This window comes from Streptomyces daqingensis, from assembly GCF_014645895.1.
Taxonomy (GTDB): Bacteria; Actinomycetota; Actinomycetes; order Streptomycetales; family Streptomycetaceae; genus Streptomyces; species Streptomyces daqingensis.
Genome location: NZ_BMMP01000012.1, coordinates 237,992 through 262,070 on the forward strand (window position 1 = coordinate 237,992; position 24,079 = coordinate 262,070).

General features: G+C 71.5%; 24 protein-coding genes. 17 read left to right on the forward strand and 7 right to left on the reverse strand.

Translation table 11 applies throughout. From position 1 onward, the window contains the following. Positions 1 to 160 precede the first annotated feature (160 nt). The 5 genes from IEY56_RS19195 (at position 161) to IEY56_RS19215 (ending at position 5,730) form a co-directional block, all read left to right on the forward strand. On the forward strand, positions 161 to 964 hold the full coding sequence (locus tag IEY56_RS19195; protein WP_189038456.1) for a sugar phosphate isomerase/epimerase family protein: 804 nt from the start codon (positions 161 to 163) through the stop codon (positions 962 to 964). Continuing rightward, a complete protein-coding gene (locus IEY56_RS19200) occupies positions 961 to 2,457 on the forward strand; it encodes an MGH1-like glycoside hydrolase domain-containing protein (RefSeq protein ID WP_229712022.1) in 1,497 nt (498 codons plus the stop codon). The genes IEY56_RS19195 and IEY56_RS19200 overlap by 4 nt, the downstream gene beginning before the upstream one ends. A 50-nt stretch (positions 2,458 to 2,507) precedes the next feature. Further along, on the forward strand, positions 2,508 to 4,601 hold the full coding sequence (locus tag IEY56_RS19205; RefSeq protein WP_189038457.1) for an amylo-alpha-1,6-glucosidase: 2,094 nt from the start codon (positions 2,508 to 2,510) through the stop codon (positions 4,599 to 4,601). A 236-nt stretch (positions 4,602 to 4,837) separates the two neighbouring features. After that, entirely contained in the window at positions 4,838 to 5,065 is a 228-nt protein-coding gene (locus tag IEY56_RS19210) for a dodecin (protein WP_189038458.1), read from the forward strand. Between the two features lie 209 nt (positions 5,066 to 5,274). Beyond that, a complete protein-coding gene (locus IEY56_RS19215) occupies positions 5,275 to 5,730 on the forward strand; it encodes a MarR family winged helix-turn-helix transcriptional regulator (protein WP_189038503.1) in 456 nt (151 codons plus the stop codon). 49 nt (positions 5,731 to 5,779) lie between these two features. Here IEY56_RS19215 and dusB read toward each other — a convergent pair whose 3' ends face one another. Further along, a complete protein-coding gene (dusB, locus tag IEY56_RS19220; RefSeq protein ID WP_189038459.1) occupies positions 5,780 to 6,919 on the reverse strand; it encodes a tRNA dihydrouridine synthase DusB in 1,140 nt (379 codons plus the stop codon). Positions 6,920 to 7,311: 392 nt separating this feature from the next. On the opposite strand from dusB, the gene IEY56_RS19225 reads away from it, so the two are divergent. The 4 genes from IEY56_RS19225 (at position 7,312) to IEY56_RS19240 (ending at position 10,528) form a co-directional block, all read left to right on the forward strand. Further along, positions 7,312 to 8,334: an aldo/keto reductase gene (locus tag IEY56_RS19225; protein WP_189038460.1), complete on the forward strand. Its 1,023-nt coding sequence runs from the start codon at positions 7,312 to 7,314 to the stop codon at positions 8,332 to 8,334. A gap of 28 nt (positions 8,335 to 8,362) precedes the next feature. Beyond that, a complete protein-coding gene (locus IEY56_RS19230) occupies positions 8,363 to 8,950 on the forward strand; it encodes a TetR/AcrR family transcriptional regulator (RefSeq protein WP_189038461.1) in 588 nt (195 codons plus the stop codon). A gap of 21 nt (positions 8,951 to 8,971) precedes the next feature. Next, the gene (locus IEY56_RS28560) at positions 8,972 to 9,787 is read left to right on the forward strand and encodes an aminoglycoside phosphotransferase family protein (RefSeq protein ID WP_229712023.1); all 816 of its coding nucleotides are present in this window, start codon (positions 8,972 to 8,974) and stop codon (positions 9,785 to 9,787) included. A gap of 93 nt (positions 9,788 to 9,880) precedes the next feature. Beyond that, a complete protein-coding gene (locus tag IEY56_RS19240; protein WP_189038462.1) occupies positions 9,881 to 10,528 on the forward strand; it encodes a Uma2 family endonuclease in 648 nt (215 codons plus the stop codon). 91 nt (positions 10,529 to 10,619) lie between these two features. On the opposite strand, the gene IEY56_RS19245 is transcribed toward IEY56_RS19240, so the two are convergent. Beyond that, complete coding sequence (locus tag IEY56_RS19245) at positions 10,620 to 12,002, reverse strand: glycine--tRNA ligase (protein WP_189038463.1); 1,383 nt, start codon at positions 12,000 to 12,002, stop codon at positions 10,620 to 10,622. 213 nt (positions 12,003 to 12,215) lie between these two features. Here IEY56_RS19245 and IEY56_RS19250 point away from each other — a divergent pair, with 213 nt between their 5' ends. The 6 genes from IEY56_RS19250 (at position 12,216) to IEY56_RS19275 (ending at position 17,063) form a co-directional block, all read left to right on the forward strand. Next, positions 12,216 to 13,178, forward strand: a complete 963-nt coding sequence (locus tag IEY56_RS19250) for a metal ABC transporter substrate-binding protein (protein WP_189038464.1) — start codon at positions 12,216 to 12,218, stop codon at positions 13,176 to 13,178. A 173-nt stretch (positions 13,179 to 13,351) separates the two neighbouring features. Continuing rightward, on the forward strand, positions 13,352 to 14,140 hold the full coding sequence (locus IEY56_RS19255; RefSeq protein ID WP_189038465.1) for a metal ABC transporter ATP-binding protein: 789 nt from the start codon (positions 13,352 to 13,354) through the stop codon (positions 14,138 to 14,140). Further along, entirely contained in the window at positions 14,137 to 15,198 is a 1,062-nt protein-coding gene (locus tag IEY56_RS19260) for a metal ABC transporter permease (RefSeq protein ID WP_229712024.1), read from the forward strand. The genes IEY56_RS19255 and IEY56_RS19260 overlap by 4 nt, the downstream gene beginning before the upstream one ends. Before the next feature lie 75 nt (positions 15,199 to 15,273). After that, positions 15,274 to 15,687: a Fur family transcriptional regulator gene (locus IEY56_RS19265; protein ID WP_189038466.1), complete on the forward strand. Its 414-nt coding sequence runs from the start codon at positions 15,274 to 15,276 to the stop codon at positions 15,685 to 15,687. Positions 15,688 to 15,820: 133 nt separating this feature from the next. Next, complete coding sequence (locus tag IEY56_RS19270) at positions 15,821 to 16,162, forward strand: YciI family protein (protein ID WP_189038467.1); 342 nt, start codon at positions 15,821 to 15,823, stop codon at positions 16,160 to 16,162. Positions 16,163 to 16,331: 169 nt separating this feature from the next. Further along, a complete protein-coding gene (locus tag IEY56_RS19275; protein ID WP_189038468.1) occupies positions 16,332 to 17,063 on the forward strand; it encodes an SDR family oxidoreductase in 732 nt (243 codons plus the stop codon). A 48-nt stretch (positions 17,064 to 17,111) separates the two neighbouring features. Here IEY56_RS19275 and IEY56_RS19280 read toward each other — a convergent pair whose 3' ends face one another. From IEY56_RS19280 to leuA, 4 genes are all read right to left on the reverse strand, one after another. Beyond that, positions 17,112 to 17,930 carry an isoprenyl transferase gene (locus IEY56_RS19280; protein ID WP_189038469.1) on the reverse strand — a complete coding sequence of 273 codons (819 nt, stop codon included), beginning with the start codon at positions 17,928 to 17,930 and terminating at the stop codon, positions 17,112 to 17,114. Between the two features lie 114 nt (positions 17,931 to 18,044). Beyond that, positions 18,045 to 18,851 (reverse strand): DNA repair protein RecO, encoded by an 807-nt coding sequence (gene recO / locus IEY56_RS19285; RefSeq protein WP_189038470.1) that lies wholly within the window; start codon positions 18,849 to 18,851, stop codon positions 18,045 to 18,047. 61 nt (positions 18,852 to 18,912) lie between these two features. Further along, complete coding sequence (locus tag IEY56_RS19290; RefSeq protein WP_189038471.1) at positions 18,913 to 19,554, reverse strand: TerB family tellurite resistance protein; 642 nt, start codon at positions 19,552 to 19,554, stop codon at positions 18,913 to 18,915. A 225-nt stretch (positions 19,555 to 19,779) separates the two neighbouring features. Next, complete coding sequence (leuA, locus tag IEY56_RS19295) at positions 19,780 to 21,570, reverse strand: 2-isopropylmalate synthase (RefSeq protein ID WP_189038472.1); 1,791 nt, start codon at positions 21,568 to 21,570, stop codon at positions 19,780 to 19,782. A gap of 382 nt (positions 21,571 to 21,952) precedes the next feature. On the opposite strand from leuA, the gene IEY56_RS19300 reads away from it, so the two are divergent. Next, positions 21,953 to 23,068: a M4 family metallopeptidase gene (locus tag IEY56_RS19300; protein WP_189038473.1), complete on the forward strand. Its 1,116-nt coding sequence runs from the start codon at positions 21,953 to 21,955 to the stop codon at positions 23,066 to 23,068. Between the two features lie 141 nt (positions 23,069 to 23,209). Next, positions 23,210 to 23,491 carry a protealysin inhibitor emfourin gene (locus IEY56_RS19305; protein ID WP_189038474.1) on the forward strand — a complete coding sequence of 94 codons (282 nt, stop codon included), beginning with the start codon at positions 23,210 to 23,212 and terminating at the stop codon, positions 23,489 to 23,491. Between the two features lie 65 nt (positions 23,492 to 23,556). Here the strand turns inward: IEY56_RS19305 and IEY56_RS19310 are convergent, their stop codons facing one another. Further along, positions 23,557 to 23,928: a DUF5655 domain-containing protein gene (locus tag IEY56_RS19310; protein WP_229712025.1), complete on the reverse strand. Its 372-nt coding sequence runs from the start codon at positions 23,926 to 23,928 to the stop codon at positions 23,557 to 23,559. Positions 23,929 to 24,079 lie beyond the last annotated feature (151 nt).

The following is a 24,079-nucleotide window of genomic DNA, read 5'->3' on the forward strand; positions in this document are numbered from 1 at the left end:
GGCCGTACGGACGGGGGCAGTCGGCCGCGCCCCCGCCGGCCGCGCCCCCGAGTCCCCTGACGGGACAGGCCGCCGGGACGTGACCGCGCCGCCCCGGACGCCCGCACCACCGACGAGGCGAGAGCCTCCCCGCACCACCGCACACCGTGAAAGGCCCCACATGTTCCGAACCGCCTGCCAGGAACAGCTCCTCCCCGGGGAGACCCTCCAGCAGAAATGGGAGTTCGCGCAGTCCGCGGGCTACGACGCGATCGAACTCCGCGGAAAGGGCGGCTTCCACCTCCGCGACCGGCTGCCCGAGCTGCGCAAGGCCCTCGCCGACGGGGTCGTGATGCCGACGGTGTGCGTGGACATGCTGCACTTCATCGGCGCCTTCGACGAGGACCTGCGCCGCGACGCCGTCGAGCAGATGAAGTCCCAGCTCTCGGTCATCGGCGAACTGGGAGGCGCCGGCGCCCAGACCCCCGCCTCGTACGGGATGTTCTCCCGCCGCCTGCCGCCCTTCCAGCCTCCCCGCAGCGAGGAGGAGGACCGCGACGTGCTGCTCGCGGGCCTCACCGAACTCGGCGAGCACGCCCGGCGGGAGGGCGTTGCGCTCTTCCTGGAACCCCTGAACCGCTACGAGGACCACATGGTCAACAGGCTTGACCAGGCAGTGGAGTTGATCCGCGCCGTCGGCCTGGACTCGGTCCGGATCGGCATCGACAGCTACCACATGAACATCGAGGAATCCGACCCGCCCGCGGCGATACTGGCGGCGGCCCCGTACATCGGCCACGCCCAGGTCAGCGACTCCAACCGCTTCCAGCCCGGAGCCGGGCACCTGGACTGGCCCGCGTGGCTCGGCGCGCTCGACGGCGCCGGCTACACCGGCCACCTCGCCCTCGAGTGCCGTCTGACAGGGGACGACGCCGCTGAGGCCGTCGCATCCGTACCCGCGTTCCTCGCCAGGGCCGCCGCATGAGCCCGTCGTCCGCCGCCGCACGGGCGGCCGTACGCACCGAAGCCCGCTCCCCCGAAGCAGGCTCCCCCGAAATCCGGGCAAGCGCCCCCGCCGGCCGGACGCTCGGCACGGCCGGGCGCGCGAGGCTGCGCCGCGAAGCGCGGCGCGTGCTCTTCGGCAACTGGACGGGCAACTCGACCGTCCCCTCCCTCGGCCTCTACCCCCACCAGTGGAGCTGGGACTCGGCGTTCGTCGCGATCGGGCTGCGCCATCTCTCCCCGGCACGGGCGCAGCGCGAGCTGGAGACGCTGCTGAGCGCCCAGTGGGACGACGGACGTGTCCCGCACATCGTCTTCAACCCGCGTGTGCCGCTCGACGCGTACTTCCCCGGTCCCGACTTCTGGCGTACCTCCACGGCGGGCGCCGGCGCGGGGGCGCCGCGCACCACGGAGACCTCCGGCATCGTCCAGCCGCCTGTGCACGCACTCGCCGCCTGGCTCGTGCACGAGTCCGACCCCGCGGCGTCCCGCCGGCGCGGCTTCCTGGCCAGGGTGGCCCCGCGTCTCGCCGCGTGGCACCGCTATCTCGCGGCCCACCGCGACCTGGACGGCGGCGGACTCGCCTCGATCGTCCACCCGTGGGAATCCGGCATGGACAACAGCCCGTGCTGGGACGGTCCCCTGGCACGCGTGACACCCGCCCCGCCGGACTCGTTCCAGCGTGCCGACCTGACCCACGGAGCCGCCGCCGACCGGCCCACCGACCTGGACTACGGCCGGTACGTACGCCTTTCGGCCGACTACCGCGACCACGGCTACCGGGACGCGGACGCGCCGCACAGCTTCGCGGTCGAAGACCCCTCCTTCAACGCCCTGTTCGCCGCCTCGGGGTACGCCCTCGCCGGCATCTGCCGCGAACTCGGCGACGAGGCGGGAGCCCGCGAGCACAGCGACCACGCCGCGGCCCTCACGGAGGCGCTCGTCCGGCGCCTGTGGTCCGCCGAAGCGGGCCAGTTCCTCTGCCGGGACCTGCGCGCCGCCCCAGAATCCGGCCGAGCCGGCGGGCGGTTGATGGACGTGCGCAGCGTCGCCGGGCTGCTCCCCCTGATCGCGCCAGGCCTGCCCGGGGAGATCACCGGCGCGCTCCTGCGCACCGTCACGGGTGAGCACTTCGGCCTGGGCACCGAGGTGCGGCTGGTGCCGAGCTACGACCTGGAGGGACCGGCCTTCGACCCGTACCGCTACTGGCGGGGCCCGGCCTGGTTCAACGTCAACTGGCTTCTGGAACGCGGTCTCAGGAGCTGCGGCGAGACGGAGCGAGCGGACGGGCTGCGCGCCGACGTGCTCGACGCGGCCGTCACGTCGGGCTTCGCCGAATACCTCGACCCGTACAGCGGGGCGGGGCGCGGCACGCGCGACTTCAGTTGGACGGCGGCCCTCGCGCTGGACCTTCTCGGGCGGCCGGATTCCGGCGCCGCCGGCGAAGCCGAGGTTCAGCGGGGGGAGTTCACGTGAATGACACGACCAGAGTCCGTGCCGAACGAGTCCGAAAGGACCATGAACCTGTGAATGCGACCGAGCACCGTCTGCTCGTCCACGAAGGCACCTTCGCGGTGCTGGGCCCCTCCGGCGACGTCAACGGCTCCCACGGGGCGCTGCCCAGCGCACAGTCCGAAGGCACCGTCCCCGAGGGCCTGTTCGAGCGGGACGCCCGGCATCTCAGCCGCTGGCAGCTGACCGTCGACGGCGCCGCCCCCGCCGTCCTGGTGCCCGCGACGGACCACGGCAGCGGCGGCGCCGTTCTCACCCCGCACGGGACCCGTGAGGAACCGCCTGCCTACACCGTCTTCCGCGAACAGGCCGTCGTAAACGGGGTGTTGACCGAACACATCCGGCTCACCAGCAACCTCGGCGAGACCGTCGCGACCCGGCTCGCCCTGACCGTCGACGCGGACTTCGCCGACCAGTTCGAACTCCGCTCCGATCACCGCTTCTACGACAAGCCGCACACCACCCGCACGCGCGAAGCCCGCCCGGACGGCGTCGAGTTCGGCTACCGGCGGGGCGAGTGGCACTCCCGTACGACGGTCGTCGCGGAACCGGCGCCCGACGCGGTGGAGGAGACCGGCGGGCCCGCACGGCAGTTGAGCTGGTCGCTGGAGCTTCCGCCGCACGGCACGGCCGAGTTGAGGCTGTGCGTCACGGCCCATCCGCACGGGGCCGCGGAGCGTGCGCCTGCCCGCCCCGCTCCGGCCGCTCCCGCGCGGGAAGGGGCCCGGGACTCGGAGAGCGAGCGGCGGACGGACCCGCGCGGCACCCCGGACCCGTTCGACCCCGCCGACGTCGCCTCGAGGCTCCAGGCCCGTACCGCCGAGTTCACCTCGGCCGATCCCGTTCCGTCCCCGGGCACCGACTGGCCGGAACTGTCGCAGGCGTGCGAGCAGGGGCTGGTGGACCTCGCCGGGCTGCGGGTGGCCGCGCCCGACCCGGACGGGGGGACGGTCCTCGTCCCCGGCGCCGGCGTCCCCTGGTTCCTGACCCTCTTCGGCCGCGACTCCCTCCTCACCTCCCTCTTCGCCCTGCCCTACCGTCCGGAGCTGGCCGAGGCGACCCTGCTCGCGCTCGCGGCGACGCAGGCGGAGCGGGAGGAGCCCGAACGCCTCGCACAGCCCGGCAAGATCGTCCACGAGGTCCGGCACGGCGAACTCGCCTACTTCGGCCAGGTTCCGTACGGGCGCTACTACGGCACCGTCGACTCCACGCCCCTCTTCCTGGTCCTGCTGAGCGCCCACCACGAGCGGACTCAGAAGGAAGGCGCGGCGGATTCCGCGGGCGGCCGGCCGCTGGCCCTCAGGCTGGAGCGGCAGGCGCGCGCGGCCGTCGACTGGATGTTCGACCACGGGGGTCTGGAGCGCCACGGCTACCTCGCCTACCACGCCCACGAGGGCGGCCTCGCCAACCAGAACTGGAAGGACTCGCCCGGCGCGGTGTGCACCACGGACGGCACCCGCCCCACCGGCGCGGTCATGGTCGCCGAGGTGCAGGGCTACGCCTACGACGCCCTGGTCCGCACGGCCGAACTGGCCCGCACGGTCTGGAACGACGCCTCGTACGCGGAACGTCTGACGAAGGCGGCGGCCGCCCTCCGCGAGCGCTTCGACGCCGACTTCTGGATGCCGGACCGCGACTTCCCGCTGCTCGCCCGCGACGACTCGGGGCTCCGCGCGGACGTGCTGGCCTCCAACGCCGGCCACCTGCTGTGGTCGGGCATCCTCGGCCAGGACAGGGCCGAGGCGGTGGGCCGGCGGCTGCTGGAACCGGACTTCTTCTCGGGCTGGGGGGTGCGCACGGTGGCGTCCGGACAGGCCCCGTACCACCCGCTCTCCTACCACCGGGGCAGCATCTGGCCGCACGACAACGCCCTCATCGCGCTGGGACTGGCCCGCTACGGCTTGCGCGAGCAGGCCCTGGAACTGTCGCGGGGCATGGTCGCGGCTGCGGCCGCGCAGGACTACCGGCTCCCCGAAGTGCTCGCCGGTTACTCCCGCACCGACCACTCCGACCCCGTGCCGTACCCGCACGCCTGCTCCCCCCAGGCGTGGGCGGCAGCGACTCCGCTCGCGCTGCTCACCGCGGTGGAGGGTCCGCCGAGCACCTGACACCTCGGCGCCCCTCCGTCCGTGACCGCCCCCGGCCGGCTCCCCTCCGGCCGGGGGCGCACGTCTGCGCGTCTGCCCGGCGGCTGCCTGCGCGCGCGTCTGCGGGGGCCGGCAGGGTCCGGAACCGGCGTCCCGGCCGGTGCGTCCGGCCGCAAACGGACCTCCGGCTGCCTAAGAGAGCGGGATCGGGACACAGGAGTAGGACGGAGTTTCGGCCCGACTCAGCGGAGAACAGCATGAGCAATCACACCTACCGGGTGACCGAGATCGTCGGCACGTCGCACGACGGCGTCGACGCGGCCATCCGCAACGCGATCAGCCGCGCCTCGGAGACCCTGCGCCACCTGGACTGGTTCGAGGTGACCGAGGTACGCGGGCACATCGAGGACGGGCAGATCGAGCACTACCAGGTCGGCCTGAAAGTCGGATTCCGGCTGGAGCCGGGTGAGTCGGCGGGTGGCTGACGCCTGGCGCCGCCGGGCGCGGATCACGGCAGCCGGTGGTCCGCGGCGCCGGACGGCTCCCGCAGGAGTGCACACGCCCGGCCCCCGGCACATCCGCTTGACCTCAACCTGAGTTCAACTTCTAGGTTCGTCCCCGTCGAGCGGCGCACGGCGCCGCGCAGCGCACACGCGGAAGGCGGGGACGCACCATGACGTCGTCGGACACGGGCATCCGGTACTCACACCCGGACAGCGAACTGGCCGGGCAGCCGATCGGCTACTGGAGCTGGGCGGCGCACAAGGCCGTCGTCGGGCACATCCGCGAAGCACTCGGACGGCACGGCGTCACGCAGCCGCAGTGGTGGATCCTCGCGCAGCTGGCGGACGCCGGAGACGGGCGCACACGCGAGGAGCTGACGGCCGTCCTCGGCGGCTACCTGGACGTGGGCGGCCTCCTGGAGCCGGAGATGGACGCCGTCGTGGCCCGGGGATGGGCCGGGCAGGACCGCGCCGAACGTCTGCGGATCACCGCTGAGGGCGCCGAACTCCATGCCGAACTCGCCCGGCTGCAGCGGTCGTTGCGCGCGCAGATCCACGACGGGATCGACGACGAGGAGTACGTCCACGCCCTCAAGGTCCTCCAGCGCATGATCCGCAACGTCGGCGGCCACGCCTGGCACCACTGACCTATCCGCCGCTCCGTCTGCCCGCTGGCGCGACGGAACGGACAGGGACTCAGCCGCCCGAGGTGTCCAACTCCGCTTCGGCACCGACTCCTTGACCGCACTCGTACGGGTCGTCCAGCCAGCCGTCGGGGAGCACCACCCGGTTGCGGCTGTGCGTACGGCCGCGGGGACCGTCGGCGCCCTGCGGCCACGGCTGGTCCAGGTCGAGACCGTCCAGCAGCCCGGCCAGCTCCTCCAGTGAGGAGGCGACGGCGAGCCGCTGCCGCGCCTGCGAACCGACGGAGAAGCCCTTGGTGTACCAGGCGACGTGCTTGCGGAAGTCGATGACGCCGCGGGCCTCGTCGCCGAGCCACTCCCCGAGCAGCGTGGCGTGCCGCAGCATCGTCCGGGCGACCTCGCCGAGGGCGGGACGCGCGTACGCCTCCTCCCCCGCACCCTCGAACGCGGCGACCAGGTCGGCGAAGAGCCACGGCCGCCCCAGGCAGCCGCGGCCGACGACGACTCCGTCGCATCCGGTCTCGCGGACCATCCGCAGCGCGTCCTCGGCACACCAGATGTCGCCGTTGCCCAGCACCGGGATCTCGGGCACGGCCTCCTTGAGACGGGCGATGGCGTCCCAGTCGGCCGTCCCGCCGTAGTGCTGTGCCGCGGTACGCCCGTGCAGCGCGATCGCGGTGACGCCTTCGTCGACGGCGATGCGGCCGGCGTCCAGATAGGTCAGATGACCGTCGTCGATGCCCTTGCGCATCTTCATCGTCACCGGCAGCCCGCCCGCGTTGCTCACGGCCTCGTGCAGGATGGCGCGCAGCAGCGGCCGCTTGTACGGGAGGGCCGAACCGCCGCCCTTCCGCGTGACCTTGGGGACCGGGCAGCCGAAGTTCAGGTCGATGTGGTCGGCGAGGTCCTCGTCGGCGATCATGCGCGCCGCCTTGCCGACGGTCACCGGGTCGACGCCGTACAGCTGGATCGACCGCGGACGCTCACTGCCGTCGAAACGCACGAGCTGCATCGTCTTCGCGTTCCGCTCGACGAGGGCCCGCGTCGTGATCATCTCGCTGACGAAGAGCCCCTTGCCGCCGCTGAACTCCCGGCACAGCGTCCGGAACGGAGCGTTCGTGATCCCGGCCATGGGCGCCAGTACCACGGGGGGCTGGACGGCGTGCGGGCCGATACGGAGCGGCGTCGTCATGACGTCGGCGTCCTCCAAGACGTGCTTCGGGGCGGTGGCCGGTTCTGCGGAGCGCGGGGCGGCCATGGCGGGACCGCGCCCGGGGCCCATTCTCCCGCATCGGTGCGAGAGCCGGGAGCACGGTACGCACGAGGCGAGCGCACACCCGCAGCGAGCGGCAGGCCGGCAGGTCGGCAACCGGGCAGGGCAGGCCGGAGACCGGGAGACCGCAGACCGCAGACCGCAGACCGCACACCGCACACCGCACACCGCACACCGCACACCGGCACCAGGGTCACCTGACAGCCGACGGGACGGTGACCACTAACAGAGAACAGTATTGCGATGACAGATATTGAAATCTGTCATCCATCATGCCAACCTTGTCAGCATCACACGAAGGGAAAACCGTCATGCAGACACGCACCCTCGGCGCTCACGGCCCCCGTACCTCCGCTCTCGGCCTCGGCTGCATGGGGATGTCGGCGCTCTACGGCCCGGCGGACCGCGCCGAGTCCGTCGCCACCGTCCACGCGGCCCTCGACGCCGGCGTGACCCTCCTGGACACCGGCGACTTCTACGGCATGGGCCACAACGAACTCCTGATCGGCGAGGCCCTCCGCACGGCTCCCGCCGCCGCCCGTGAACAGGCCCTGCTCAGCGTCAAGTTCGGCGCCCTCCGCACGGTCGAGGGCGGCTTCCTGGGAGTCGACGGCCGTCCGGCGGCCGTGCAGAACTTCGCGGCCTACTCGCTTCAGCGCCTCGGCACGGACCACATCGACATCTACCGGATGGCCCGCCTCGACCCCGACGTGCCGGTCGAGGAGACCGTCGGAGCCGTGGCCGAGCTGGTGCAGGCGGGCCACGTGCGGCACATCGGCCTCTCCGAAGTGGGCGCCGACACCATCCGCAGGGCCGCGGCCACGGCCCCCGTCAGCGACCTCCAGATCGAGTACTCGCTGATCTCGCGGGAGATCGAGGAGGAGATCCTGCCGTTCTGCCGCGAACTGGGCATCGGCGTCACGGCGTACGGCGTCCTCTCCCGCGGTCTGATCAGCGGCAACTGGTCAGCCGAACGCGACCTGCCCGCGGGGGACTTCCGCAGCCGCAGCCCCCGCTTCTCCCGCGGCAATCTCGAGCACAACCTCGGGCTGGTGGAGACGCTGCGCGAGATCGCGAAGGGCAAGGGCGTCACCGTCGCGCAGCTCGCGATCGCCTGGGTGCTCGCCCAGGATCCGCATATCGTCCCGCTGGTGGGGGCCCGGACGCGGGAGCGGCTGGCCGAGTCCCTGTCGGCGGCGGCGGTTACTCTCGACGACGGCGATCTCCGCGCCATCGAAAGCGCCGTGCCCGCGGGCTCCGCAGCCGGCGAGCGCTATCCGGCCGAGCAGATGGCGCTTCTGGACAGCGAGAAGCGGTCGCGTAGCGACACGTAGCGACAACAGCGAGAGCAGGGGGCCGACAGTGGCGGAAGCGTTGACACCGGAGCGCATCCTGGAGGCCACCGAGGACGTGCTGCGCCGTTACGGCCCGGGGAAGGCCACTGTGGTGGACGTGGCCCGCGCTCTCGGCGTCAGCCACGGCAGCGTGTACCGCCACTTCCGCACCAAGGCGGCTCTGCGAGCGGCCGTGACGCAGCGCTGGCTGGACCGTACGAGCGAGCAGCTGAAGTCCGTCGTGTCCGGGACGGGACCGGCCGGGCAGCAGCTCGACCGGTGGCTGACGACGCTGTTCGAGGCCAAGCGCCACAAGGCCGGCGACGACCCGGAGCTGTTCGCGACGTACACCGTGCTGGCGTCCGAGGCGAGCGGCGTCGTCGAACGGCACATCGAGGATTCCGTCGGCCAGCTGGCGCAGATCATCGAAGCGGGCCGTGACGAGGGCGAGTTCGCCGCCGACGCGATCGGCTCCGCCTACGAGGCGGCCCGGGCCGTCTTCCACGCCACAGCGCGCTTCCACGACCCGGTGTACGCCGCGGAGTGGTCACGCCCCGGCGTCGAGGACGACTTCCTCTCGGTGCGGTCCCTCGTCCTCCGTGGCCTGCGCCGCTGAGCCGGCGCGGTCCGGCGGCACGTGGGCGGGCACACGATCCACCTGGAGCCTCACCGCGTCACCAAGCGGTTCCGCGGTCCGGACGGCCCGGCGGCGGCCCGGCGGGAGTGGCGGGCGCTGGAGCTGCTGGCCGGGCACGCACCCGGGCTCGCCCCCGCTCCGCTGCAGGCGGGTCTTCTCCCGTCCGCGCCGGTGGTCGCGATGTCGCGTCTTCCGGGAGAGCCCCTGCGCGGCCAGCCCCTGGACGAGCGCCGCCTGACGGCCCTTGCCGACGCCGTACGCGCGCTCCACTCGGCGGTACCTCCCGAGGTCCTGTCGCGCGTCCCCGTCAGGCCGGGCCGCCCGGCCGAGCTGACCTCGCAGGTCCGCTCGTGGGCCTCGCAGCGGCGCGCGCACGCGAGCGCCGAGGTGACCTCGGCCGCGGACAGGGGCCTGCGGTGGCTGGACGGCTCGGCTTTCGCGGACGGGACGGCGGAGGCCGGGGAGCACCCCCCGGAGGTGTTCGGGGCAGGAGACGGCAACCTCGCCAACTACCTCTGGGACGGCGCCCGCGTGCGGATCGTCGACTTCGAGGAGTCCGGGCGCAGCGACCGCCTCTTCGAACTGGCCGAGATCACCGAGCATGTGGGCTCGTGGGTGGAGTATCCGCTGGACGCCGACTCGTTCCTGCGCCGTTTCGCCCTGACCGGCGCCGAGCACGCCCGGCTGTGCGAATACCGCAGGCTGCTGGCTCTCGTCTGGCTCTTCCTGCTCTCGCCCGACGAGCAGGGCGAGGCCCGGAACCCTTCCGGAACCGTCGAGCGGCAGGCCGCGCGCTTGGTCGCTCTCCTCGCGTGAAGCCGCCCGGGGCGCCTCTCGCCGCTCCCCACGGCTGTCACACCCGGCGACTACGGTGGGTGACGACCGGGTCACCCGCGAGGAAGGCGCATCATGACGGTGATGCTCGAACGACCGACGCCCATGGAGACCCCCGACGGCCCGCCCGAGTTCGAGGCGCTGTGCCGGACGCTGCTGAGCATGGATGTGCCCGACGGCTACAGGGCGGAGATCATCAGGGGGAGCATCGTCGTGTCGCCGTGGTCGAAGGCTTACGACTTCCAGGTGATGGATTCCGTCCGGGAGCAGTTGCGGGACCGCGTTCCCGGAGGGGAGACCTGCGGTGACGCGCCCTTCCTCTTCGCCTTCCCCGGCCAGAAGCGCGCGTACGGACCTGACATCTACGTCGCCGCGCGGGAGGCGTTCAGCACCACGAAGCGATACGTCGACGGTGAAGCACTCACGATGGTTGTGGAACTCACCGGCGACTCGACGTATGGCACCGACTGGCGCGACAAGGCGACCGTCTACGGCACTGCCGGCGTCCCCGTCTATCTGCTCCTGGACATGCAGGAGGAGTCCGCCACCGTGTTCTGGGCGCCGTCCGGGAAGGGCTACACCTCCCGCACCACCGTGCCGTTCGGCAAGACGCTGCGCCTCCCGGCGCCGTTCGACGTCGAGCTGGACACCAGCGGTTTCGGCGCGCCCGTCGAGGAGGCGCGGGAGCCTCAAGAGGCGGGTCAGGGACGGGAAGAGGCCTGACGGCGGGACCCGGCGGACACGGCGGTTACCGGTGGAAACGGAGCGGGCCGGCCCCGTCCTGCGACGGAGCCGGCCCCTCAGGCCTCGCGGCTCAGCAGCCCAGCAGCCGCCCGGCGAGGTAGCCCTCGATCTGGTCCAGCGAGATGCGGTCCTGCTTCATGGTGTCCCGCTCGCGCACCGTGACGGCGTTGTCGTCGAGGGTGTCGAAGTCGACGGTGACGCAGAAGGGGGTGCCGATCTCGTCCTGGCGGCGGTAGCGGCGGCCGATCGCGCCCGCGTCGTCGAACTCGATGTTCCAGTTCTTGCGGAGCGCCTCGGCGAGGCCGCGCGCCTTCGGCGACAGCTTCTCGTTGCGGGACAGCGGCAGCACCGCGACCTTGACGGGCGCGAGCCGCGGGTCGAGCCGCATGACGGTGCGCTTCTCCAGCTTGCCCTTGGCGTTGGGCGCCTCGTCCTCGACGTAGGCGTCGAGCATGAAGGCGAGCATCGCCCGGTTCACACCGGCCGCCGGCTCGATGACGTACGGCACCCAGCGCTCGCCCGCTTCCTGGTCGAAGTAGGAGAGGTCCTGGCCGGAGGCCTTGGAGTGCGCGGTGAGGTCGAAGTCCGTGCGGTTGGCGACGCCTTCGAGCTCGGAGAACTCACTGCCGCCGAAGTTGAAGCGGTACTCGATGTCGGCGGTGCGCTTCGAGTAGTGGGAGAGCTTCTCCTTCGGGTGCTCGTACCAGCGGATGTTCTCCTCGCTGATGCCGAGGTCGACGTACCAGTTCCAGCGCTGCTGCATCCAGTACTCGTGCCACTGCTCGTCCTCGCCCGGCTTGACGAAGAATTCCATCTCCATCTGCTCGAACTCGCGGGTGCGGAAGATGAAGTTGCCGGGCGTGATCTCGTTCCGGAACGACTTGCCCGTCTGGGCGATGCCGAACGGCGGCTTCTTGCGCGAAGTCTGCTGCACGGCCGCGAAGTTGGTGAAGATGCCCTGCGCGGTCTCAGGCCGCAGGTAGGCGACCGAACCGGCGTCCTGGGTGGGACCGAGGTGCGTGGAGAGCAGGCCGGAGAACTGCTTGGGCTCGGTGAAGGCGCCCTTGTTCCCGCAGTGCGGGCAGTTGACGTCGGTGAGGCCCTGGGCCGGAAGCCGCCCGTGCTTGGCCTCGTACGCCTCCTCCAGGTGGTCGGCACGGAACCGCTTGTGGCACGAAGTGCACTCGGTCAGCGGGTCGGTGAAGGTGGCGACGTGACCTGAGGCCTCCCACACCTGGGGAGCCAGGATGACGGACGAGTCGAGGCCGACCACGTCGTCGCGCGAGGTGACCATGGCGCGCCACCACTGGCGCTTGATGTTCTCCTTGAGCTCGACGCCGAGCGGCCCGTAGTCCCAGGCGGCACGCGAGCCTCCGTAGATCTCACTGCACGGGTACACGAAGCCACGGCGCTTGCTCAGGCTGACGATTGTGTCGATCTTGTCGGCGGCCACAGTGCTCTCTTCATCAACGGCGGACGGAATACTTCAGGTTACCGATCCATGAGGGGGCGGGATCAAATCGGTACCGCGATCGGTGCGGTATCCGCGCGGGATTCCTGCAACGGCTCCCCGCCGGGCGCACGGGAGGGCGAAGCCCCCGCAGTGAGCGGGAGCACGTCGCACATCATTTGACAATCGTTTCCAACTAGCTTGAAAATGAGTGTCATGAACGCTTCCCGCCCTCTCATACGCACCGCCTCGGCGGTCACTGCGCTCGGCCTCTGCGGGCTCACGCTCGCCGGGTGCGGTTCCAGCGGCGGCGAGAAGGAGGAGAACGGGAAGCTCAACGTCGTCGCCTCCTTCTATCCCATGCAGTTCCTCGCCCAGCAGATCGGCGGGGAGCACGTGGAGGTCGAGTCGCTGACCAAGCCGGGCACCGAGCCGCACGACCTGGAGCTCAGCCCCCGGCAGACCGCGCGTCTCAGCGAGGCCGGCCTGGTCGTCTACCTCAAGGGCCTGCAGCCCGCCGTGGACGAGGGCGTGCAGCAGGCCGAGCCGGAACACGTCGCCGAGGCGACCTCCTTCACCGATCTGGAGAAGCACGGCGGAGAGGTGCACGGCGAGGAGGGGCACGGGGAGGGCCACGGGCACGAGCACTCCGCCGGCGGCGGGCAGGGCGGCGACCCGCACGTGTGGCTCGACCCCGTCCGGTACGCCGAGATCGCCCGGGGGGTGGGCGACAAGCTCGCGAAGGCCGACCCGGCCCACAGGTCCGCCTACCGGAAGAACGTCTCCGACCTGCGCAAACGACTCCTCACGCTGGACGAGGAGTACCGGAGCGGGCTGAAGACGAAGAAGACGGACACCTTCATCACCACGCACGCCGCCTTCGGTTACCTCGCCGAGCGCTACCGGCTGCACGAGGCCGCCGTCACCGGCGTGGACCCCGACGCCGAGCCCAGCGGGGCGCGCATGAAGGAGCTGCACAAGATCGCGAAGGCCGACGACGTCGACACCGTCTTCTTCGAGTCGAGCGCCAGCGACAGGACGGCGAAGACCCTCGCGGGCGATCTCAACCTCAAGACCGGGGTACTCAGCCCCGTGGAGACCGTGGAGAAGGGCCAGGACTACTTCTCGGTGATGCGCCGGAACCTGATCTCGCTGCGCACCGCCCTCGGAGCCGGCTGAGACACCGCCGGGGCGGCGGCACCGCCGGGCCCCGCCCGCCACCCCCCGACGTCAGAAACATCCGAACGCCCGAACCGTCCGAGCACCCGAACATCCGACTTCCGGTTCGTCCGAGCCGGTTCGTCCGAACTCCGGATCGTCCGCAAGCACCCTCGTCGAGGAAGGCCCGTCACATGGCCGCACCGCAGACCGTGATGTCGTTGCGCGACGCCACAGCCACGCTGGGGGCCCGCGCCGTACTGCGCGGGATCGACCTGACCGTGGACAGCGGCGAGGTCGTCGCCCTGCTCGGCGCCAACGGCTCGGGCAAGTCCACGGCGATCCGCACCGTCATCGGGCAGGTGCCGCTCACGGGCGGCGAACTCGAACTGTTCGGCACCCCCTTCGCCCGCTTCCGTGACTGGCGCCGCGTCGGCTACGTGCCGCAGCGCTCCACGGCGGCGGCGGGCGTCCCCGCGACCGTGCGGGAAGTGGTCTCCTCGGGCCGCCTCTCGCACGCCCGGCTGCGTCCGCTCGGCCGTGCCGACAGGGCCGCCGTCACCCGTGCCCTGGAGCTGGTCGGCATGGCGGACCGCGCCCGTGACTCCGTCAACGCGCTCTCCGGCGGCCAGCACCAGAGGGTGCTGATCGCACGGGCGCTGGCAGGCGCCCCCGACTTGCTGATCATGGACGAGCCGCTGGCGGGCATGGACCTGGCCAGCCAGGACGTACTCGCCGAGGCGCTGCGCGAACAGGTCGCCCGCGGCACCTCCGTCCTGCTCGTCCTGCACGAGCTGGGGCCGTTCGCACCGCTGATCGACCGCGCGGTCCTCCTGCGCGAAGGGCTGGTCGAGCGGGTCGGGAACCCCGAGGCCCTGCACGACATCGCCTGCCACCCCCACGACACCCACGACGCCGAAGGGCGGGCCGGGATCGGAGCCGGCCTGTCCATGAGCGAACTGAACCCCGGGACGCGCCGATGATCGAGCTGCTCGACTACCCCTTCATGCAGCGGGCCCTGCTCGCCGCGCTGCTGGTGGGCGTCGCGGCGCCGGCCGTCGGCATCTACCTCGTACAGCGGCGCCAGGCGATCATGGGCGACGGCATCGGGCACGTCGCGCTGACGGGCGTGGCCCTCGGCTTCCTGCTCAACACCAGCCCAGTGTGGACGGCGGTGCTCGTCGCCTCGCTCGGCGCGGTCGCGATGGAGCTGATCCGCTGGTACGGGAAGGCGCGCGGCGACCTCGCCCTCGCGATGCTCTTCTACGGCGGCATGGCCGGCGGCGTCCTGATCATCAACCTGTCGCCCAACGGCTCCAACGCGAGCCTCACGACGTACCTGTTCGGGTCGGTCACCACCGTCTCGGACTCCGACGTCGTCGCCATCGTCTGCCTCTCGGCCTTCGTGCTGGCCGCGTCACTGGGGCTGCGGCGCCAGCTGTTCGCCGTCTGCCAGGACGAGGAGTTCGCGCGGGTCACCGGACTGCCCGTCCGGCTGCTGAACCTGCTGCTCGCGCTGACCGCGGCCGTCACCGTGACGGTGGCGATGCGCGTGGTGGGCCTGCTGCTGGTGAGCGCGCTGATGGTGATCCCCGTCGCCGCGGCGCAGCAGGCCACGCGCGGCTTCGCCGGGACGCTGGGGCTGTCGGTGCTCTTCGGGGTCGCCGTGACGCTCTCCGGGACCGGGGCCTCGTTCTACGCCGACGTACCGCCCGGCGCGAGCATCGTCGTGCTGGCCATCGCGCTCTTCGGCGCGGTCACGGCCCTCGCCGCCCCGCTCGCCCGGCGCCGGGCCAGGCGGGACCGTGAGCTCCGGTCCGGGGAGGTCCTCCCGGACGGCGAAGCGGCTCCCGGCACGCAGCCGGACGCCTCGCGCGGCCAGGCGGCCCGCGAGTCCGGCGCCGCGGCACCGGCGTCCGAGGCGGCAGCGGACGCGGCTCACGCCGGGGACGCGGAGAGCGGGACGGCCCGGGGCAGGGCGTCCGTCGCCGGACGCTACAAGGGCGGCGGTGCCCACGGAGACCGCGGATTCCGGGCATAAGGTCTGCACACCGAATCCTCCTGGCACAATGACGGCACCACACCACCGAGCGACCTGACGAACGAAGGAGACAGCGTGACCACGGCAGGTCCCCCTGTCCGCGGCCGGTCGACCCGGCAGCGCGCCGCCGTCTCGGCTGCCCTCGCCGAGGTCGAGGAGTTCCGGAGCGCGCAGGAGCTGCACGACATGCTCAAGCACCGTGGGGACTCGGTCGGCCTGACCACGGTCTACCGCACGCTGCAGTCCCTCGCCGACGCCGGCGAGGTCGACGTCCTGCGCACCGACGAGGGCGAGTCGGTCTACCGCCGCTGCCACAGCGACGACCACCACCATCACCTGGTGTGCCGGCTGTGCGGCAAGGCCGTCGAGGTCGAGGGCCCCGCCGTGGAGAAGTGGGCCGACGCGATCGCCGAGGAGCACGGTTTCGTGGACGTCGGCCACACCGTCGAGATCTTCGGTACGTGCGGGGAGTGCGCCGCCGCGAAGTGACGGCCGCCCGGGGTGGCGGTTTCCGCGGAGTGGCGGGTCCGCGGGCGCCGTGGCCGGGCGGGCGCGTCCTGTGCGGGGCGCGTGCGCTCGCGAGATGATCCGGTCCCTGAAGCGGGAAGAAGGAGCCGACGCGATGGCGAAATACCTCGTCTCGTTCCCCAGTGACGCGATGGCCGTTCCCGAAGAGGGCCTTCAGGCGGTCTCCGACGCGGCGCACGCGGTCGTGCAGGAGGCCAAGGACGCGGGTGTCTGGGTGTTCGGCGGCGGCATCGACGAGAGCGTTCCGCCGGTCCTGGTCGCCGGGGACGGCGCGGTGACGCAGGGCACGTACCCGCAGACGCGGCAGCTCGACGGCGGCTTCGCCGTGCTGGAGGTGCCCTCCCGCGACGCGGCGCTGGAATGGGCCGCGAAGTTCGCGACGGCCTGCCGGTGCGCTCAGGAGGTACGCACGTTCGCGTACGACCCCGCCAGCTGACGGGACCCGGTTCCGCCAGGATCCCGTCCTGCCGGGACAGACAGCGCGCGGTGCCCTTCGTTGCCTTCGTTGCCGAGAGAATGCGCCCTTAGAGCCCTGAGAATGCGCGATCGCCTCACGTCCGGCTGAATGGAGTCGACGGGCACAGGCGGCCGGAGAGGGGCACGGCATGAGAGTCGCGGTGATCGGCGGAACGGGACTGATCGGCTCCCGTGTGGTGGGGGACCTGAGGGCAGCGGGACACGACGCCGTACCGCACTCCCTCTCCACGGGCGTGGACGTCGTCTCGGGACGGGGCCTGGCGGAGGCCGTCGCGGGCGCGGACACCGTCGTGAACCTGACGAACTCACCGGCCTTCGACGAGTCCTCGGCCTCCTTCTTCCAGGCATCCATGGACAACGCCCTGGCCGCGAGCGACAAGGCCGGGGTGCGGCACTTCGTCATCCTCTCGATCGTCGGCGCGGAGAAGGTCCCGGACCTCGCGTACTACCGGGCGAAGGTGCTGCAGGAGCGCGTTCTGGAGGCGGGGCCCGTCCCGTACTCCATCGTCCGCGCCACGCAGTTCATGGAGTTCATCGACGCCGTGCTCTCCTGGACCGCCGACGGCGACACCGTCCGGCTGCCGCGCACACCGCTCCAGCCGATCGCCGCCGCGGACGTCGCCCGCTTCGTCGCCGAAGTCGCCGCAGGGGAACCGCTGAACGGCATCGTCAACGTCGCGGGGCCGGGGGTGCATCCGCTCGACGAACTCGGCCGGATCACCCTGGACTCCGCGGACGACGGACGGTCCGTCGTCACCGACGACCGCGCCGGGCTCTTCTCAGCCGTGCCGGGCGACGTCCTGACCGCTCCCGGCGACGCCCGCATCGCCCCCACCGCGTACGCCGACTGGCTCTCCTGAGCCGGGCGCCCCGCGGCGGTGCCAGGCACCGCCGCTTCCGCCCGCTCCCTACCGGGACTTGGAGCCGGCGTCCTCGCGGGCGCCCCCGAACCGCCGGTCGCGCTTGGCGTACTCCAGGCAGGCACGCCACAGGTCGCGGCGATCGAAGTCCGGCCAGAGGACGTCCTGGTAGACCATCTCGGCGTAAGCGCTCTGCCAGATCAGGTAGTTGGACGTCCGCTGCTCACCGGACGGCCGCAGGAACAGGTCGACGTCGGGCATGTCGGGGTAGTAGAGGTACTTCGCGAGCGTCTTCTCGTCGACCTTCGAAGGGTCGAGCCTGCCCGCCTGCACGTCGCGGGCGACCGCCTGCGCCGCGTCGGCGATCTCCGCGCGGCCGCCGTAGTTGACGCAGAAGTAGAGCGTCATCGCGTCGTTCTCGACGGTCTGCTCCTGGGCGACCTGCAACTCCCGCACCACGGACTTCCACAGTTTCGGCATCCGCCCGACCCAGCGGATGCGGATGCCCAGTTCGTCCATCTCGTCGCGGCGGCGGCGGATGACGTCGCGGTTGAAGTTCATGAGGAAGCGCACCTCTTCGGGCGAGCGCTTCCAGTTCTCCGTCGAGAAGGCGTACAGGGAGAGGTTCTTCACGCCCATCTCTAGGCAGCCCTTGAGGACGTCGAGGACGACGCCCTCTCCCACCTTGTGCCCCTCGGTGCGCGGCAGGCCGCGCTGCTTGGCCCAGCGGCCGTTGCCGTCCATGACGCAGGCCACATGGTTCGGCACCAGCTCCGAGGGGATCTTCGGCGGGCGTTCACCAGAGGGGTGCGGCTCGGGGGTGACGTACTCGCGACGCTGCCTGTGCAGCATTCCGCGGCGTGCCATGGGCGTTCAGCTCCAGGGGTTCATGCGGGGACGGTGCGGTGCGCCGGTGAAGCGCGACTGCGGGGATTGCGCGGGATACGGCGAGCGTAGCCGACTTGCGGACGCAGCCGCCGGTCAGGACCTTTCCGCCCGCTCCGCTCCCGGGCCGCCCCGGGAGCCGGGCGGACCGGCCGGAGAGCGCTCCACGTACCGCAGCGAGCGCAGCCCCCGCTCCATGTGCCAGTGCAGGTACGCCGAGACCAGGCCGGTGCCCTCCCTGGCGTGACGGGCCTCCGCGGCGTCGGCTGTCTCCCAGTCGCCGGTGAGCAGCGCCCCCAGCAGCCGCAGCGCCTCCGGCGACGGGACGACGCTGCCCGGCACCCGGCAGTCGCCGCACACGACACCGCCCGAGGCCACGGAGAAGAACCGGTTGGGGCCGGGGAGGCCGCACTTGGCACAGTCCTCGAAGCTGGGGGCGTAGCCGCCCATGGCCAGCGAGCGCAGCAGGAAGGCGTCCAGGACCAGCCCCGCCGAGTGCTCCCCGGCGGCGAGCGTGCGCAGGCCGCCCACCAGCAGCAGGTACTGCTGGACGTTGGGTTCGCCTTCGTGGTCGGTGAAGCGCTCGGCCGTCTCCAGCATCGCCGTGCCCGCGGTGTAGCGCGCGTAGTCGCCGACGATCCCCTGCCCGTACGCGGCGATGGTCTCGGTCTGCGTGCACAACGGCAGCCCCCGGCCGACCAGTTCGCCGCCGCGGGCGAAGAACTGCACGTCCACGTGGCTGAAGGGCTCCAGCCGCGCGCCGAACTTCGACTTCGTGCGCCGCACTCCGCGGGCCACCGCACGCACCCGTCCGTGCGTGCGCGTCAGCAAGGTGATGATCCGGTCCGCCTCGCCCAGCTTCTGGGTGCGCAGCACGATGCCGTCGTCGCGGAACAGGGTCATGGGCCCAGTATCGCGTACGCCCCGGGACGCCCGCCGCGGGCGGGGCGGGGCCGCCTCCGGCTCAGGAGGGCGTGCGCGCCTCGGCCAGGAGCCGGTCGACGTCCTCCTCGGCGATCCCCAGGGACGCGCCGGCGGCCGACAGCACCTGCCGTTCGGATTCGCCGTAGGGGCCGTCGGCCAGCGCGATGCGGGCGCCGTGCAGCAGCAGCCCCTCGCGGCCGACGGCGGCGAGGTGCGGGGCGAGCGGCGCGAGCGCCTCGTGCAGCTCGATCTCGGTGGAGACGCCGCCGGAGCGCCCGCTCTCTGAGCTGAGCGCCGCCATGAGCGTCATCAGCTGATCTTCCGTGCACTCGGTGAACCCGGCGCCGCGTACGGTCTCGACCGCCGCCTGCCTCGCCGTACGGCTCTCGCTGCCGCCGGCGGCGAGGACCGTCAGGGCGATGGCGTGCACGGCCTCACGCAGCAGGGCGGCGAGCCGGTTCGTGGTGGGGTGGTCGAGGCTCTCCGTGCCGAAGTGGCCGCGGCAGGCGGCGCATTCGAGGACGGGTGGGACGGTGCCGCGGGAGAGGAGCGGGACGCCCAGGAGGACGAAGCGGCGCCGTCCGGTGCGGCGGCGGTAGCTGCGGTCGCCTCCGCAGGCGGGGCAGAAGAAGTCGCCGTCGCCCACTGTGCGCCAGCTGGTCCGTACGCCTGCGAGGCGCATCCCACGACCACCCTGCGACCCGTGTTCCCGCTGGTCACGAGAGTGCCTCACGCCGCTCACGCCGTACCTCCGTCACGAATTCGGCCACTCTGCCGGTGAACGTGATGTTAACCACAGGTCAGTTGCGGCGTCAGCCCCTCACCGGAGTGGATTCCCTCGGCGGGCCGTGAGCGGACGGTGACGGAAGCGGGCCCCACCCCGAGGGGTGAGGCCCGCCGGAGAGGCTCAGCGCGTCGCGCGGTTGACCGCCGAGACGACCGCCTTGATCGAGGCGCGGACGATGTTGGCGTCGATGCCCACGCCCCACAGCACCTTGTCGCCCACGGCGCACTCGATGTACGCGGCCGCCTCGGCGCCCGCGCCCTCGCTCATGGTGTGCTCGACGTAGTCCAGCAGCCGGACGTCCACGTCGACGGCCTGCAGGGCGCCGAAGAACGCGGCCAGCGGGCCGTTGCCGGTGCCCTCCAGCACGACGTCCTCGCCGTCGACCGTCGCCTCCACGGTGACGGCGTCCTGCCCGTCGACGGTCGTCGAGGTCTGCCCCGTCCGCAGGGCGATACGGCCCCAGGGGTTCTCGGGTGTGGGCAGGTACTCGTGCTGGAAGATCTGCCAGATGTCGGCGGGGGTGACCTCGCCGCCCTCGCTGTCCGTCCGCTCCTGGATGATCTTGGAGAACTCGACCTGCATCCTGCGCGGCAGGTCCAGGCTGTGCTCGCCCTTCAGCACGTACGCGATGCCGCCCTTGCCGGACTGGGAGTTGACGCGGATGACCGCCTCGTAGGAGCGCCCCACGTCCTTGGGGTCGATGGGCAGGTACGGGACCGCCCACTCCAGCTCGTCGACGGTCCTGCCCTCGCGTTCGGCACGTACCTCCATCGCCTCGAAGCCCTTCTTGATGGCGTCCTGGTGGGAGCCGGAGAAGGAGGTGTAGACGAGGTCGCCGACGTAGGGGTGCCGGGAGTGGACCTCCATCTGGTTGCAGTACTCGGCGGTGCGCTTGACCTCGTCGATCTGCGAGAAGTCGATCTGCGGGTCGACGCCCTGGCTGAAGAGGTTCATGCCCAGCGTGACGAGGTCGACGTTGCCGGTGCGCTCGCCCTGGCCGAACAGGCAGCCCTCGATGCGGTCCGCGCCCGCCATGATCGCCAGTTCGGCGGCGGCGACGGCGGTCCCGCGGTCGTTGTGCGGGTGGACCGACAGGCACACGTGCTCGCGGCGCGTCAGGTTCCGCGACATCCACTCGAAACGGTCGGCGTGCGTCGAGGGCGTCGAACGCTCCACCGTCGCGGGCAGGTTGAGGATGATCTCGCGGCCGTCCTCCGGCTGCCAGACGTCCATGACGCTCTCGCAGACCTCCAGCGCGAAGTCCAGCTCCGTGTCGGTGAAGATCTCCGGGCTGTACTGGTAGCCGAAGCAGGTGCGGTCGTCCAGCAGCTTCTCCGCGTACTCCACCACCAGGCGCGTGCCGTCGACGGCGATCTGCCGGACCTGCTCGCGGGTGCCGCGGAAGACGACCTCGCGGAAGACGGGCGCCGTCGCGTTGTAGAGGTGGACGGTGGCGTTGCGGGCGCCCTTCAGGGACTCCACCGTGCGCTCGATCAGCTCCTCACGGGCCTGCGTGAGGACGGAGATCGTCACGTCGTCGGGGATCGCCCCCTCCTCGATGATGGAGCGCACGAAGTCGAAGTCCGTCTGCCCGGAGGCGGGGAAGCCGACCTCGATCTCCTTGTAGCCCATCGACACCAGCAGGTCGAACATCGCGCGCTTCCGGGCGGGCGACATCGGGTCGATCAGGGCCTGGTTGCCGTCCCTCAGGTCGGTGGAGAGCCAGCGGGGCGCCTGGGTGATGCGCTTGCCGGGCCAGGTGCGGTCCGGGATGTCGACGGTCTCGTACGGCCGGTACTTGTGCACCGGCATGCCGGAGGGCTTCTGCTGCACGGTCGCCGCGGTGACGGGGGTGGGGCGTCCGACGGAAGCGGAGGGCTCAGAGGATGCGGAGGCTGCGGAGGAATTCATGTGCGTGGGCTCCAGAGCGCGGAGGATGCTCCGCGGGGTTGGCTTCGAGGGCCGACGGTGGCAGCACCGGTCTCCGCGGGGAGGGGGTCGGCCGTACGACTACAGACCCTCGCCGCGGCAGCTAAGAAGCAGCAGCCCGAAACGCATGATGCGCCGAGTCTAACGGAGGACACCGGAAGCGCGGACTCCGTATCACCATGCGGGACAGTGCATGATCTCACTCCCGGCTGCCCGCAGCCGCCGGAACCGGGGCGCCGCACGGAGATCCACACGGAAGGGCAGAGGCCGCTCCGCGCAAGGGAGTTGACCGCATCTGCACCCCTTCGTGCCAATCACCACCGCAGGGAGTGACACAACCATGACCCTGTGCCACTTTGCAGGAATGGACGCACACTCGAAGCGCACCGGGCAGACACGCCGCGTACACGCCGTCTTCTGCCCCATCGTCCCGCCGCACGTCCTGGACCACCTCTCCCGCTCGGGCGACCCCGTGCTCTACGAGCCGGCTCGCCGCACCCTCGAGCACGACGCGCTGCAGCGCACCCGCCGCCGGATCACCACCGTCCGCATGACGGCGGGCCCTGCCGCGCCGGGGGAGGCCCCTGAAGCGGAGAAGAAGCCGCGACGCACGATCAGCGACGCCGAGCACCGGGAGCAGCTGCCGGGGACGAAGGTGCGCTCCGAGGGCGAGGACCCCGTGGACGACGCCAGCGTCAACCGTGCGTACGCGGGGCTCGGCGCCACCTTCGAGCTGTTCCTCAAGGCGTTCTCGCGCTTCTCGATCGACGGTGCCGGCATGCCGCTCGACGCGACCGTGCACTACGGGGAGAAGTACGGCAACGCGTTCTGGGACGGCGAGCGGATGGTCTTCGGGGACGGCGACGGGGAGGTCTTCCGCGACTTCACGCTGCCCGTCGACGTCATCGGCCACGAGCTGACGCACGGCGTGACGCAGCACACGGTGAACCTCGCCTACTTCGGGCAGTCCGGCGCGCTCAACGAGTCGGTCTCCGACGTCTTCGGCTCCCTCATCAAGCAGTACGGGCTGGGCCAGAGCGCCGACCAGGCCGACTGGCTCATCGGCGACGGCCTGTTCACCGACCGCGTCGAGGGCGTCGCACTGCGCTCGATGAAGGCGCCCGGCACCGCGTACGACGACGACGTGCTCGGGAAGGACCCGCAGCCGGCCACGATGGAGGACTACGTGCACACCGGCTCCGACAATGGCGGCGTGCACATCAACTCCGGCATCCCCAACCACGCGTTCTACCGGCTGGCCACCGGACTCGGCGGCAACGCGTGGGAGCGCGCGGGCCGGATCTGGTACGACGCCCTCACCTCCGGCGACCTGGCTCCCGACGCCGACTTCGCCGCGTTCGCGGGCGCCACCGTCTCCGCCGCCGCTTCCCGCTTCGGGGAGGGCGGACCCGAGCGGGAAGCCGTGGTCAAGTCGTGGTCGGCGGTGGGGGTTTCACCGGCCGAGCAGGCTCCGGCGTAGGCCTTACGGCGACGCCGGGGACCACCGACCGCGACGCGGACGTCCGCTGAACCGGGCCGGGCCGTACTGAGGGCGCCGGCGCCGGCCCGGTTCAGCGCGACCGGGAGGCGAACCGGCGGCGACGGCGGCAGGATGGAGTCCATGCGTATCACCGTCACCCGCAGCGGCGGCTTCGCGGGCATCGTCCGCAACGCCACGCTGGACACCCGACAGCAGTCCGACGCGGCCGAGTTGACCGATCTGGCCCGCACCGCTCTCGAGGAGGGCCGGGGTGCGCCCGGGCCCGTCGTCCCCGACGGCTTCTTCTACGAGGTCGAGATCGACGGTGAGATGCTCCAGTGGGCGGACCCGCACCTCACCGCGGCCCAGTCGGCGCTGGTGAAGAAGGTGCTGGGCGAAGGATCCCCCGGCGGCGCCCCCTGAGCCCCGCGTTCCGGGGCGTCTGCGTCCGTTCGCCCGCCGTCCGTTCGCCCTCCGCCGGTGCACGGTCAACTTCTCGCGAACTCGTATCCCTCGCGGACGAGGTCGTGCAGCCAGTCGCTGTCCGCGATCGCCTCGGACTTCACTTCGACGTGATGGTTCCACCTGTTCTTGCTGACCTGGGCGACGTAATGGAAGTGCGGGTCATCGATCTGCCGGTCCGGCGTCACCGTCAGGTACAAGGTGCCGTCCGCCGTCTTCTCGTACGCCCAGAGCCAGAGGAACTTCCTCTTCACGGAGAAGCTCACCTGGGATTCGAGCTCCTGCTTCACCGGACCGAGGCTCGTCGTAAACGCAGCGATCGAGACGAAGAAGGACCGCGTCTTCGGCTCTCCGGTGAAGTCGCTGATCATCTTGTTGGAACCTTCGGGCATCAGCATTCGCGATCCTCCCGCCTGGCGTCTGGACGCACCGGACGCCGCTCGCTGAACCACGAAGATTCGGCCGACGCACCCTAGTGACCTGAGTCGGGGATTGGTCGTTGGTTGGGTGTGAGTCGTCCTGGACCGAAGCTTGCGCCGTTGTTCGTAA